The sequence below is a fragment of the Nocardia higoensis genome (assembly GCF_015477835.1).
Taxonomy (GTDB): Bacteria; Actinomycetota; Actinomycetes; order Mycobacteriales; family Mycobacteriaceae; genus Nocardia; species Nocardia higoensis_A.
In genome coordinates this window covers 1-13,000 of sequence record NZ_JADLQN010000017.1, presented here as the reverse complement: position 1 = coordinate 13,000, position 13,000 = coordinate 1, and the positions used below count along the sequence as shown (strand labels likewise).

Here is a 13,000-nt window from a genome sequence, read left to right as displayed (position 1 = left end):
GCGCGCAGGTCTCCTGCGGAGGCCCGCCGCGCAGCCGCTTCGCGGCTGAAAACTGTTCTGTGACAACGCAACCCAGCTACCCCCTATCGGCCGTAGGCCGAAAGCCGTTGGCGGCGAACATGATTCGCCGATGAATCGGCGAATCCGACTGAGGGAACAAGCTCTACAGGAATTGATTCCAGGAAATATGATCGGGTGATGCATTTGGTGGTCTGGGATGTGGTGCAGGTGCCGAAACCCCGGCTGTGGGGTGAGCCGTTTCCGGTGTCCGCTCATGTCGGTGCGTTCCGGTCCTACCGTGGGCTGATTCTGGAGATCCTGCGCACCGATATCGAGGCCCGCCAGCGCCGTAGCCGGGATCTGACCGATGAGGACCAGGTGTTCCGGCTGGCCGCACTGTATGAGGCGAGAGGTCAGATGAACTGACCTCTCCGGGGTCAGATGGGCGGGAACGGCCGTCCGCCATTGTATTTGCGTTCCAGGGCCGCCAGCTTCTCCCGGACCGAGACATCGACGAGTGAGGCCAGGGAGCTGATGTCTTCTTCAGGATAGGTGCGCCCCAGCCGGATCACGGCGTCGCGGGAGTAGAGAAGTAGGTCCAGATCCCAGTTGATGCCTTGGACCTTCTTCTTGTCCGAGCGCCGCCGCATGGCCGGTCGCTCGTCGATCTCGGGTTCGTCGGCGGATTCGGCCGGCACTTTGGTGTCGAAGAGGTCTTTCATCACCCCGGCCGCGCTGTCGCTGCTGCCTTTTCCGCGCCCGCTGGGCCGTCCGCTGGTTCGTGCCATGGTCATTCCCCATCCCAGTTGGCGTGGTTGTCGAGAATTTCGGCGAGCACATCGGCATACGGTCCGCTCACATCGGGGAGAGTGCCGAACGAGTGCTTGAGGCTGTTGCGTGAGGGAACCTGTGCCCGCAGCACGGGGAAGTCGAATTCCTCCAGGATCTCGCGGGCGTACTGCCGATCGGCCTTGGATCGCAGGTCTACGTCGAGCAACAGCACCGATGCCAGCACCGGCCGCAGCAGGTCCACTTGGGTCGCGAGGGTGAACGTGTCGCGGATCTCGGCCAGCTCTCCGGTCGCTGGTGAGGTCGGCACCAGTAGGTGCCCGGTGGCCATGATCGCGGCGGTGAGGATTTCGGATTCGGGGGTGGTGAGGTTGTCGGGGTTCCGGCTCGGCGGGGTGTCGATGATGATGTGGTCGTAGTCGCGGCGCATGGCTTTGACCTGGCGGACCAGGGTCTTGGCGTTGGTCAGGGTGATCACCACGCAGTCTTCGGGCCAGCCGTCGCGCGCCATGGCCATCTCGGCCCATTTCGCGGCGGTGCGCTGCGGGTCGGTGTTGATCAGTAGGGTGCGGCCGTCCTGGGCCAGGGCGTGCGCCAGGTGCACGGAGGTGATGGTCTTGCCCACCCCACCTTTGAGGTTGCCTACGGTCAATTCCATGAGCCTGCCCCAGGGTCGATAGCGCGCGAGTGCGCGCATGAGCGAATGTGCTCATAACAGTATCCAGCAGGCAGAGAGAAGTGATCCCCGGCGCGCTCTCGCACGCCGGGGATCGTTGAGCGGTTGGTCAGGCTCCGAAACCGATGTGGTCCACCACGTTGTAGGCGTTCCAGTCGGTGCCGAGGGAGTCGGCGGCGAGGACTTGCCAGGTGTCGTTCATGGCGTCGATGTCGCCTGCGGCCCACTGGTCGACCAGCTGACCCCAGTCGGGCGGGCGGATGTTCACCTTTCTGATCTGGAGTTCGCGCTGATGTCCTGGCAGCACGGCGGTCTGGTCGACGGGATGGATCTCGATCCGGGTGCCGCGCCCGCTGTTGTCGAGCCGCTTTTTCAGCGAGGCGGCCATGTTCCGGTTGTGCAGGTCGGTATAGGCGGCGTCGATCTTCGCCAGGTTGGCCCGGTTCGGGGTGCGCTCCTCTGCCAGCCAGGACATGAGGGTGCGGGGGGTGACGTCGATCCCGGCCGCGGTCATGGCGTCGTATCCGGCTGAGGATTTGGTCAGGTACCGCAGGCGGGCGGCCAAGCCGCGGTCGGTATCGACCGGCGACTTGACCCCATGAGCGAGTTCGGTGAGCCGTTCGGCGATGGCCTTTCCGCCGGGGATGCCTGATGCGCCGAGTCCGCCGGTGATCTTTCCGCCCATCACAGCCCCGATTCGGCGCGGTAGGTGTCACCCTTGGGCTTCATCTGGCCCAGGCCCCGGCCCTCGGGCCAGACCTGCCGCCAGTCACCGGCCACGTGCAGCTCGTCCACGCCGGTGAGCCGGTGCACCCACAGCCCGGCGGTGTGGGCCTTGTGCGCCCGCCGCCACAGGTTCGCATGAGCCTGTGCCCGGATGATGTGGCCCCAGTCTGTGCGCTCAAGGTCGTGGTTGTACCGGCTGGACTTGGCCATCGTGGACACGAACTTCGAGTACATGGCCTTGATGTAGGTCAGGGCTACCTCGTCACCGCTGTCGATGGCGTCGGCCCGGGCGTCGCGCAAGGTCTCCTTGAGGGGCCGCAGCAGGGCCTCGCTCGAACCGCTGGTCCAGGACTGGTGGATCACCGGGGCCGGGCACAGCGCGCCGTAGCGGCCAGTGGACAGATCGGTCAGCAGTTGGAGCGTCGGGCGGGTCACCCACACCCGCCCTGGCATGTCGCGGGAACCCAGCGGGTTGGGCAGCCCGTCGTGGTCCCAGGGTCCGGGGGTGATCTCGTAGACCCCGGAGCGCTTCGGGTCGAATGTGCCGCTGTCGTCGTGCTGAAGCGCCCCGATTGGCAGGTGGGTGGTCATCGCGGACAGGTAGGCGGCGTTGACGTCCAGCGGCTGGATTTCGGCATCAGCCGGAGTGCGGGGGTTGGTCCACTTGGGCCGCGCCTCCCAGATGGCGTTCGCGGCACCCTTGGCAGGCTTGCGCAGAATGTCGGGCTCGGCGGGGTGGGCGGTGTGGTCGTAGCGGGCACCGGCGCGGGTGGCGTCGAACAGGTCCATGGCGTCCGGGATGGCCCTGGCGATCAGCGCCTGAGCCGCTGCGGCCCGGTCCCCGCCAGCTTCGGTCAGCGCGGCGGCCACCCGATCACTGATGAACGACCGATGGACGCTGTCCCCCTTTTTTGCAGAGAGTGCGTTTTTTACAGGGGCCACAGGGGCCACCGGGGCCGCGCCGCGTTCGCGCTGGTCAGGGCCTTGAAATCCGGCCCCTTTCCCGGCCCCTTTGCCAGAATCGGACAGGGGCCGCACAGGGGCCGGGCCGTTTTCCAGCACCGAAACACTCACGTGCAGCCGCCGGGGCCGGGCGTTCCCGATCCGGGTTTTGATGGTGCGCCGCATCTGTCCCTCTTCGGCCTGGCTGTGAATCACGCCCGCTTCGCCAAGCCTGTCGTTGAGCGCCCGGTCGTCGAGTCCGAAGCCATCGGCCCCGGCCAGCTTGGTCAGCAGTTCGTGCGTGGCCTTGGGGATGAGGTACAGCGTGCGCCCGTCGTCGGAGATGTTGCCGATCATGAGGCCCCGCCGAATCGCCCCGGTCTCGCCGAGGGCTTCCCACCCCCAGCTCGCCGCGCTCGGGGGAATGTCGCCGTCCATGGATTCGATGTGAGCTTGCTTGGAGTCCAGCGCCTCACGCAGCAGTTCCACCCAACGGGTGGTTGGGTCGATGTCGATCCGGCTGGCCGCGGCTGCGGCATCGACACCGACCAGCGCGGCATCAACGTCGTGGTAGAGGGATTCGGCTTGTTCGGTGTCGATGGCTTCGATGCTCCAGGCGTAGCTGAGCAGCGTTTCGGCAGTGAGCAGCAGGTGCGCCAGGTGGCTGGCGGAACGTCCGCGACCTTCGGCCACGAGTTCACCGCGCAGTTCGGCCCACCGTTTGCGCTGACCGTCGAGTTCCCCGGCCTCGAACTTCCGGGCGAGGTGACGGACGAATCCGGCCATGGCCGTGGCGTAGACACCGGCTTCGGCTTGGGCGCCGATGTGGTTGAGCTGGGTCTTGTCGACCTGCCCTTTCTGGACACCGACGACGAACGAGCGGTTCTCCGCAGACGGCACCTTGAACTTCAGTTCAGCGGTGACCAAGGCGAACCCGCGCGGCGGGCGGTCCCGGCGGTCCCCGCCGCTGCGGGAGCCGCGACCCCGGGCCGAGCCGTTGGCCGCTGTGCGCGCCAGGTATTCGAACTTGTCGAGGATGTCGGTTTGCTCTTTGCGGTTGGAGGCGGGGTGCGCGTCGTCGATGACCTGAAGCGTGTTCTTCGCGCCATAGGCATAGGTCTCGAGACTCACCCGGGTAGAGCTGAAGTTCTGCGGGAACGTGTCCAGCAGACTGCGCGGGCTGTAGTGAGACAGGCCGATCCCGGCCAGCACGGACTTGCAGGAGTCGGACGGTCCGTAGAGCACGCCGAGGAAGTCCGGCCGTGGCGCGCACAGCTCCATGACCGGGAGATAGGTCATCAGCAGTAGCGGCCACATCACTTCTGCCGGTGCCAGGTTCAGCAGCTCCAGCGAGGCCCGCACGGCGTCGCGCTCGGCGTCCCCGGTGGGGGGGTCGGGCAGGGCGTATTTCCCGATCCGGTCACCGAGTTCGAGCGAGAAGCCGGGGACCGGTCCGTCCGCGCCGATGCATGTGCCGCCGGTCAGATACACCGGGCGGCTGTCCTTCTCGATCCATCCGGTGTGCCGGTGCAGGGGGGTGACGGGGTGGTCTTCGGCCAGCCGGAGCACGGCATCGGCCAAAACGTTCACCATGCCGCGGGATGCGACACCGGAGACCGGGAATTCGGCCCACACGTCGCCGGTCAGCACCTGGCGGTGGGTGACCCGGGTCTGTTCGTCGCCGACCGAGACCGTGTAGAGCTTGCGGTCCTGGAGGTCGTCCTCATCGAGATCGACCATGACCTCATGGACCTCGGGGACGAATGGGAGAACGGCTCGCTTGGTGGTCTCGCCGTCTTTGGTCTGGCTGGTCTTGGCGATCACACCGGATTTCCGGTTGAGCTTGTAGCGGTTGCCGCCGGAGAAGAACGTGAGGTCATCGGGTCCAGCGCCGCGAGCGGTTCGCCTGTCGTCGAGCTGGACCACGTTGTCGTCGGCGGTGGCGTCGTCGTCGGCGGGTTCGTGGGATACGGGTGTGCTCATCTGCCCCTCATGTGGCTCAGGGGGCGACGCCTCGCGAAACGCCGGGCAGCGTGTGAGGTGGGGTGTATGTACACCCTGCTACCCTTGTTCGCGAGGCTCCGCCCTTACTTGGCCCGCTCCCCCATCCGGCTGGTAACCGGACAAAAATGGGGGAGCGGGTTTTTCCGTTGGTGGACACTCTTGCCGGTCCGGGCCGGATTTACCGAACCGACACGCGCCCTGGCCCGAAATCGGGCCGTTATTCACGCCGCGTTGCGGTCGCGGGCGATGCGTTTGATGGTGAGCTGGGCGAAGCGCATCGAGGCTGCGACTTCTTCGGCGTCGAGTTCGTAGGTTGTGCGCTTCTGGTCGTTGTCGTCGGTCCAGTTGCGTTGGCGCAGAATGCCGGTGACCACCACGCGCGCGCCCTTGGTCAGTGATTCGGTGATGTTCTCGGCCATCTCGCGCCAGACCACGCAGCGCATGAACAGCGTTTCGCCGTCCTTCCACTGGTTGGTGGCTTTGTCGTACACGCGCGGGGTGGAGGCGACGGTGAAGTTCGCGACCGCGACGCCGTTCGGGGTGAAGCGGAGTTCGGGGTCGGCGGTCAGGTTGCCGGTGATGGTCATCGGGATCTTGCCTTCGGACATGGTGATGGTCCTTTCTATGCGGCCCAGGCCGGGCCGGGGTCGGTGTCGGTGAGCAGTGCGGCGCGGTTGATGCCGCGACGTTCGGCGGCCCGGAGCTGGCGTTCTCGGGTCGCTTTGGCGAGTGCGGCGAGCTGGGCCGGGGTCGGTGTGCGCTTGGGGACAGCGCGGTCGATGTCGTAGAGGTAGGCGACCAGCGGTGCCCGGCCACGTCGGCGCGGCCGTTCCAGCCGGGCGGCGATGTCTTGGCCATTGGGCCGCAGTCCGGCCGCGGCGAGTTGCCGCCGGGTCCGTAGATGCGCTGGGGCGCACCCCCACGGGTAGATGTGCATGGCGTTCCAATCAGGCATGATCAGAAAGAGGCACCGGCCAGGTACGAACTGGCCGGTGCCTCTTCTGTTCAGCGGTTGAGCACCCGGCGGAAGGCGCTGGTGCGGACGGTGGGCGCGTCGATCAGGCGGGCGCGGACCTTGCGGGCGGTCACCGAGATTCGGCACGAGGGGCCGCAATCGCCGTGTGTGGTCAGCACGTTCGCGGCTTCGGCCGGGGTGAGCGCGCCGGGGTCGGCGCAGTCCCATGGGCTGATGCGCCAATCGTCGGTCATGGGGTGGTAACCGAGTGTGCGGGTCTTGGCCTTTCGGCCCTTCTCGGTCAGCAGGTACGGGATCATCCGCTTCTCCTTTTCTCTATCAGATGCTACCAAGTGATGTATTTGGTAGCATCTGATGTAGATGGTAGCACCATTGGAGGGAAGAGAGAGATGAACGCACATGAAAGGCGAGGACGTGAGAACAGCCCCGGTACAGCAGAAACAGCATCTGGTACCACGTGGGAACATGGTCCCTATGACCGGCACGCCTCGAAGCAAGCAGCAGCAGTTCTCGTTCCGACTGGAGGAGAGCACCGCGACCGCGTTCCGGGAGAAGCTCGAATCGGAGTTCGTCCGACAGCAGGACGTCTTGCAGACGCTCGCGGCGGCATGGACTGCCGGGCTGGTCGATCTGCGGGAACTGCGCGCAGCCATCGCGAAGACTTCCGCAGCCGAGTAGCCAATTCGGCCGGCCTCAACTGGTCGGGAGAAGTATCCGGGCGTTCGTCCGTTCTGACCACCGCCGCCACGGCGTGGACTGGTGCTATCGACCAGGCCCTGATTGGTGGTGTGCGATGAGCAACCGCGAGGAATGGACCAGCCGCGACACTGCCGAGTGCGTGGGGATGCTGCTGCTTACCGCGGGCGCGTTGACCGCGTGCACCGGGAACCTCTCGTTCGACCGGCTGGCTTCGTATGCCCAGACGGCCGGGGATCTGGCGATGCCGGTCGCGGCCGGTGTCGGTGGCGCGCTGATCGCGATCGGGGTGCTGATGATCGCGGTGCGGATCCTGCGGGTGGCGATGCTCGCTGCCGCGCATGCGTTCTGGGTCTATCGGAGGCGCTGGGCGCGGGTGGTCGACGACTTGGGGCTGACCGAGCGCCAGGGCGAGAAGATCGCGGTGCCGCGCATCGTGTCGGTGGTCCGCCACGGTGATGAGGACACGGTGACGGTGCGGATGCTGCCGGGCCAGACCGCTGAGCAGTGGCACGCCCGATCGGCGGCACTGGCTGCGGAGTTCGGCGCGGTCTCGGCGCGGGTCGGTTTCGGCGCAGTGCCGCACCGTGACGTGGTGATCGTGTTCAACCGGCGCCCGGTGCCGCAGCGGCCGATGCTGGCGCTTCCTGCGCCGCAGCCGCATCCGCTGCCGTTGTTCCTGCCGCAGGAACAGCCGCAGGTGGTGCCGATGCCGTTGCCGGGCCAGCAGCAGCGCACGCCGGGTGAGCAGGTCGCGGTGCGTCTGTCGGGTCTGCGGCTGCAAATCGTCTGGGCGCGTGTCTGCCCCCAGAGAGAGAATGAGGGCCGATCCCTGCCGCTGCGACAGCGGTTCGGGGTGAGGGGAGGAATCGTATGGGCAACAACCACGGCAACGGTCCCAGCGCGGACCTGGTGCTCGTCTCGCTGGCAGCAGGCGGTGGCGTGATGGCATTCGGTGGACTCGTCGCCTACAAGACGATGGAGAACATGGGCTATCCCGGCTGGACCGGGCCGGGGGGACTGGTGGCACTGACCGGGACCGGTGTCGGTCTGTTCGTCGCGGAGAAGGTCAACGGCAAGCGGGCACAGCGCCGCGCGGCCGAGCGGGCCTGGCGGGAATGGCGCGAGTTCCGCGACACCTTCCCGCCGGAAGTGCACTACGCGCTGGATCTGCTGGCGAATCCGCTTGCAGCGTCGCTGATGTGGACGCATCCGCAGGTGGCTATCGGTCTGCCGCCGAATCCGGCGCAGTGGTTCCCGGGGACGTGGCCGCAGTTGCTGCCCGGCCAGGACGCGGGACACGCCCCCGATCAAGGCATCCGGCTCTCGCCGGTCGGCGCACGCATCCGGCTGGCGCTGCCGGAGGGCTACTCGGCCGACCACGTGCGTAATCGCCTGCCCGTCATCGCCTCCAGCCTGCATGTGCCGCGTGTGCAGGTGGTCATGGCACAGGGGCATGTCGTTGTGATCGAGCTGCGGGTGCGCAATCCGCTGGCCCGGACTATTCGTCTGCCCCGGCCGGAGCCGTCGCCGGTGCCGCTCAAGGCGCTGAAGGTCGGTATGCAGGAGGACGGCAACTACTACCGGATGCGGATCTGGAGCAATCACCTGTTCCTGGCGGGCCTGACCGGTTCGGGCAAGTCCGGTGTGTTGTGGGCGATCATCGCGGCGCTGGCACCGGACATCAAGGCCGGTCGTGTGGAGCTCTACGTGATCGACCTCAAGTTCGGGTCCGAAATGGCCGCGGGCGACCGGCTGTTCGCACAGTTCGTCTGGGAGGTGCTCGACGCCATCTCCGTGCTGGAGCTGCTGGTGCACCGGATGATGGGGCGGGCCACCCCGCGCCGCGAGCCTGCCATGCGCACCGGCCAGCCGATCCGCGATTTCGAACCGCGCCCAGGTGATCCGCAGATAGTGCTGATGATCGACGAAATCCTCGATCTGCTGAAGATCTCGGCGGACTTCAAAATCACCCGGCCGCTGATCCAGCTCGACGGGTCGGTGAAAGAGGAAACCCTCACGGTCGGCAAGTACGTCCTGCGTCTGCTGCTGAGCCTGCTCAGCCGCGCACGATCGTTCGGCATCACGATCATCGTCGCGACCCAGAACGCCGCGAAGGACCTTTTCGACCTGCTCAGGGATATGTTCCCGACGATGGTCGGCCTGCGTCAGGCGTCGGACCAGCAGCAGACGATGGTGTTCGGCTTCGGCGCCAAGGAGCGTGGTGTCGCGGCCACCGATATCGGCACCGACGAGCAGGGCACGGTCTACATCGACAGCCCGGAAGCGGGCGGCATGGCCATTCGCGCCCGCTTCTTCCGGGTCGAGGACTCCCACATCACCGCCCTGGTGAACGAGTTCGGCCGCCCGGCCGATGCCCCGCGCCCCGTGCTGCCCGCCCCGCCGAGCGTGGAGAAAGCGCCGGCCAAATCCAACGTCGTCGAGCTGCGCCCCGACACCGAAACCGCGCTGGTCGATCAGTTGCCCGACGAGGAGCCCGGCCGCTGCCGGTTCTGCGGTGACCCGCTGACGCAGACGAAGGGCGGTCGCCGGGCGCTGTACTGCAACGACAACCACCGCCAGCAGTACCACCGGCTCAAGGCCCAGCTGGAGAAGAAGGCACAGGGCAACTGACACACCCCGCCAGGGCAGTGCTGCCCACCCACACCCCAACTCATGCGCGCACACGCGCACAAGCTCATGCGCGCACAAGCATAGACACTGCACAGGAGAACACCATGACCACCACCGAACCCACAGTGCACAACACAGTGCACAACACCGACGACGTGCACACCACCACCCCCGGCGTGCACACTGCTGCTGTGTACACACTGCCCACCGCCGACCGGCACCCGGTGATGCACTCCGACACCGAGAACCTTGGCGAGGGAGTGCACAACTCGAACACTGCCCCGGCCGAGCCCGCCGAGGACGTGCACAACACTGCGGCCGAGCGTGCACAAGACGTGCACTCCGACGCGCACTCGGCCGAGACCGCCCCGGCCCCGGCCGAGGAGTCCGACGCCACCCCGCGCCGCCGCCCCGCCCGCACCGACGCCGATGCCGCCGCGCTGGCCGCGATGGCCCCCGATAAGGGCCGCCAGATCCGGTTCGCGTGCGGCGCGCTGGAAAACCCCAGGCCAGCGCAGGTGCGGCACTGGCTGGCCGATCGCGGCGTGACCGACATCAGCCCCACCTACATCGCGCGGGTGGTCAAGGACTGGAACGCCGAGCCCGGCCCGCACCGCGCCGAAACCGCCCGCCCGGCCCGTGTGCACACCCGCACCACCCCGACCACACCCGCCGACACCACCGAGGACATGCACATGGGCGTGCACTCGATCGACACTGCCGCCGCGCCGGTCGTGCACACCCCCGCCGACCATCGGCCGGAACGTGCACTCGACGAACACTCCGCCGGAGTGCACACCGGCACCGGTGTGCACTCCGATTCCGGCCCCGCAGTGCACACCGACGAGGCCCCCGAACTCGCGGCGCAGGTCGCCAAGGCGCGCGCCCGGCTGAAGTACGACCGGGACGCGGCGCTGTTCGAGGCGCTGAGCGCGGAGGAGATCGACGCCGAACGCGCACTGGCCGAGCGCGAGCGCGAGATCGACCGCCAGATCCGCCAGGCCAGCGCCGAGGCCAAGCTGCGGCGGCTGGAGCGCGAACGCAAGGACATCGAGGCCGAGGCCCGCGCGGAGTCCCGCGATGGCCGCTGGCATCGCCGCGCGGTCGCCAAGCGCCGCCGCCTGGCCAGCCCCGACGCCCGCCTGACGATGCTCTACCGCCGCTCGGAGCTGATCGGCCGCGCGCTGCTGGTGGCCGTGGTCATCGGCATGATCTGGTCGGGCTACAACGTCCAGTCCAACCTGGTGCCCGATGACGACCTGAGCAACCCGCTCTATTGGCTGTCCTACGGGCTGGAGGCGATGATCTCGATACCGCTGATCGCGATCATGCTCACCATCACCGACGCCAGCCGCGAAGGCCGTGAGGTGAAGCGCGCCCGGGCCACGGCTGCGGAGCTGGCATTGCTGGCGCTGACCATCACTTTGAACACCGGCCCGCACCTGGGCGCCGGGGACTACGGCACTGCGGCCAAGTTCGCCATCGCCCCGGTGATGGTCGGTGTCATGGTCTGGGTGCACTCCTGGTCGTCGGAGCATTATGCCGACATGATCCTGCACGCCACCCCGGCCGACGAGCGGCCTTCCACCACGAGCGAGGAGAACGCCTGATGAACCAGAACACCACCTGGGGCGGCGAGATGGACGACCCGACCGATGATCTGGACAGTCTGGACAGTTGCGAGTGCCCGCACTGCTACGCGGACGCCTTCCGGAAGAAGGGCAGCCCCGACGATTTTGTGTGCGCTGGCTGTCACCATCGGTTCCCCTGGGCCGAGCGCAGTACTCGCCTGACGCCCTACAGCTCCAGGCTTGTCGATGAGATAGCCGATCAGGCCGACATCATCGCCAACGCCTCCATAACCCGCGATGCGCTGATCCGCAAGGCGCTGCGCACCCACACGCGCACGGCGGTGATCGCGCAGGCCGCGGGCATGTCGGTCGAAGCGGTCGAGGAGATCCGCGCCCGCATGTAGCCAGCCCCGAACGTAAAGGCCCCGCCGGATTCCGGCGGGGCCTTTACGCGTATGCGCTCATACGCTCAAGGGGTGAGGGTCTGCCCGCTCGCGCTGAGCGTGACCAACTCCGGGTCGGTGTCGCCGACGATGTGCAGATACCCCGCCGCGTCCATGTGATCGAGCACCCGCGCCGCCGCCCGGTTCGCTGCGGCATTCGCCAAGTGCCACTTGGCCTTTCGCCGCGTGACGTGCCCGGCCTCGACCCGCGCCGCCATCGTCTTCACCGCGTCGTCGGTGACCTCCGGCAGTTCACGCGCCGCCACCGTGGCCGGTTCGTCGCCGCGCACGGTGGCCGCGAATTCGCGCATGGTGCGCCGGAACTCCTCGCGTTCGAAGCGGCGCACTTCCTCAACTTCGGCGACCCGGCGCGCGTCGGCGTCGGCCAGCGCCCGTTCCAGTTCCGCGATCCGGCGCTGCGCCGAGGTCAGTTCGCCTTCGGCGCGCAGGCGCGCATCTTCGGCGGCACGGATCTCGCCCTGGGCGCGGGTGGTGACGGCCTGCGCTTCGGCGCGGTCGGCCTCCAGCTCGGCGCGCTCACGTTCCAGTCCCTCGATCAACGCGGTGCCTTCGGCCTCGATCTCGGCCGCGCGGCGCTCGGCGGTGGTGCGTACGTCGTCCATCTCGGCGCGGGCCGCGACCACCCGCCCGGCGATCAGTCGCGCCAGCTCGGCCAGGGCGTCGATGGGCGAGTCCGGCAGGGCCTGCCCGAGATCGGCCAGCGGCGCGACCGGGGCCGCGTCGGTCTCGGCCGCCGCGTTCACCGGTGCCGCGTCGGTCTTGAGCCGCCGCGTGATGCCGCGCCGCGCGGTCTCGGCGTCGGCCAGGGCCTGCACTTCTTCCTTGGTCATCTTGAGCTGGCGGCGCGGGTACCCGGCAAGGTCGGACTTGTGGCGGACGTTGCCCTCGGTGCCGTGCTGGGTCTGCCACTCAGCTTGCCCTTCCTGGCCGCAGTACTTCGGCAGCCTGCCCTTGGCGGTGTTGGCGTAGACGACGTTCCCGCAGATCTCGCCCGGCCCTACCGGGAAGATGCACACCCCGCACGGCTCGCCGACGCCGAAGGTCTCGGTGTCGTACTCTTCGCGCTCGGGAGCGGCGGTGTCGGTGGTGGTCTGGTCGGTCATGTCGATCTCCCCTCGATCGGTTGGTGTACCACCATCCTATTACAGGTTTACAGGAAAGACAACAGGAAATGCACCGGAAAATCTCCGAATCTGCCATAGTCGGTAGCGTGACACACCGGAAAACGAAAGCGTCACCCGGAATATGTGCAGGTCAGAGCGTTGCATCACAGAATTACAAGAAAATGTGCCAAAATGGGTTGTAAACCCTGTGGACATGTGTGTATACTGGAATCATGAGAGAGAGACAGAGCCCCCGGCTAGACCGAAATCCGCAGGCCAGAGCGAAAACCCGAGAGGAGAAGAGGTTGACAGAATACCGGATACATGATACAGGAAACGTTTCAGGAAACGCTATGATAACGTTACACGTTACCGGGAACTAGTTCCCGGTAACGTGTAACGTTATCATAGCGTTTCCT

Annotated in this window: 14 protein-coding genes; 6 read left to right on the top strand and 8 right to left on the bottom strand. The window is 67.1% G+C overall.

Annotated features, from left to right (window positions below; genetic code table 11):
• Positions 1–198: 198 nt before the first annotated feature.
• Positions 199–426 (top strand): hypothetical protein, encoded by a 228-nt coding sequence (locus IU449_RS28565; RefSeq protein WP_195005288.1) that lies wholly within the window; start codon positions 199–201, stop codon positions 424–426.
• Between the two features lie 11 nt (positions 427–437).
• Here IU449_RS28565 and IU449_RS28560 read toward each other — a convergent pair whose 3' ends face one another.
• From IU449_RS28560 to IU449_RS28530, 7 genes are all read right to left on the bottom strand, one after another.
• Positions 438–788 (bottom strand): hypothetical protein, encoded by a 351-nt coding sequence (locus IU449_RS28560; protein ID WP_195005287.1) that lies wholly within the window; start codon positions 786–788, stop codon positions 438–440.
• A gap of 2 nt (positions 789–790) precedes the next feature.
• Entirely contained in the window at positions 791–1,486 is a 696-nt protein-coding gene (locus tag IU449_RS28555) for a ParA family protein (protein ID WP_195005286.1), read from the bottom strand.
• An 88-nt stretch (positions 1,487–1,574) separates the two neighbouring features.
• A complete protein-coding gene (locus IU449_RS28550; RefSeq protein ID WP_228805862.1) occupies positions 1,575–2,153 on the bottom strand; it encodes a hypothetical protein in 579 nt (192 codons plus the stop codon).
• The gene (locus tag IU449_RS28545; protein ID WP_195005285.1) at positions 2,150–5,116 is read right to left on the bottom strand and encodes a hypothetical protein; all 2,967 of its coding nucleotides are present in this window, start codon (positions 5,114–5,116) and stop codon (positions 2,150–2,152) included. Before IU449_RS28545 ends, IU449_RS28550 begins: the two co-directional genes overlap by 4 nt.
• Before the next feature lie 242 nt (positions 5,117–5,358).
• Positions 5,359–5,745 carry a single-stranded DNA-binding protein gene (gene ssb / locus IU449_RS28540; RefSeq protein WP_195005284.1) on the bottom strand — a complete coding sequence of 129 codons (387 nt, stop codon included), beginning with the start codon at positions 5,743–5,745 and terminating at the stop codon, positions 5,359–5,361.
• A gap of 14 nt (positions 5,746–5,759) precedes the next feature.
• Positions 5,760–6,092, bottom strand: coding sequence for an RRQRL motif-containing zinc-binding protein (locus IU449_RS28535; RefSeq protein WP_195005283.1), 333 nt, complete (start codon positions 6,090–6,092; stop codon positions 5,760–5,762).
• Positions 6,093–6,142: 50 nt separating this feature from the next.
• Positions 6,143–6,412 (bottom strand): hypothetical protein, encoded by a 270-nt coding sequence (locus IU449_RS28530; RefSeq protein WP_195005282.1) that lies wholly within the window; start codon positions 6,410–6,412, stop codon positions 6,143–6,145.
• A 175-nt stretch (positions 6,413–6,587) separates the two neighbouring features.
• On the opposite strand from IU449_RS28530, the gene IU449_RS28525 reads away from it, so the two are divergent.
• The 5 genes from IU449_RS28525 (at position 6,588) to IU449_RS28505 (ending at position 11,418) form a co-directional block, all read left to right on the top strand.
• Positions 6,588–6,791 (top strand): hypothetical protein, encoded by a 204-nt coding sequence (locus IU449_RS28525; RefSeq protein ID WP_195005281.1) that lies wholly within the window; start codon positions 6,588–6,590, stop codon positions 6,789–6,791.
• 115 nt (positions 6,792–6,906) lie between these two features.
• Entirely contained in the window at positions 6,907–7,755 is an 849-nt protein-coding gene (locus tag IU449_RS28520) for a hypothetical protein (protein ID WP_195005280.1), read from the top strand.
• The gene (locus tag IU449_RS28515) at positions 7,683–9,443 is read left to right on the top strand and encodes an FtsK/SpoIIIE domain-containing protein (protein ID WP_195005279.1); all 1,761 of its coding nucleotides are present in this window, start codon (positions 7,683–7,685) and stop codon (positions 9,441–9,443) included. The genes IU449_RS28520 and IU449_RS28515 overlap by 73 nt, the downstream gene beginning before the upstream one ends.
• 104 nt (positions 9,444–9,547) lie before the next feature.
• Complete coding sequence (locus tag IU449_RS28510) at positions 9,548–11,053, top strand: hypothetical protein (RefSeq protein ID WP_195005278.1); 1,506 nt, start codon at positions 9,548–9,550, stop codon at positions 11,051–11,053.
• Positions 11,053–11,418, top strand: a complete 366-nt coding sequence (locus IU449_RS28505; protein ID WP_195005277.1) for a hypothetical protein — start codon at positions 11,053–11,055, stop codon at positions 11,416–11,418. Before IU449_RS28510 ends, IU449_RS28505 begins: the two co-directional genes overlap by 1 nt.
• Before the next feature lie 65 nt (positions 11,419–11,483).
• On the opposite strand, the gene IU449_RS28500 is transcribed toward IU449_RS28505, so the two are convergent.
• Positions 11,484–12,581, bottom strand: a complete 1,098-nt coding sequence (locus IU449_RS28500; protein WP_195005276.1) for a hypothetical protein — start codon at positions 12,579–12,581, stop codon at positions 11,484–11,486.
• Positions 12,582–13,000: the final 419 nt, after the last annotated feature.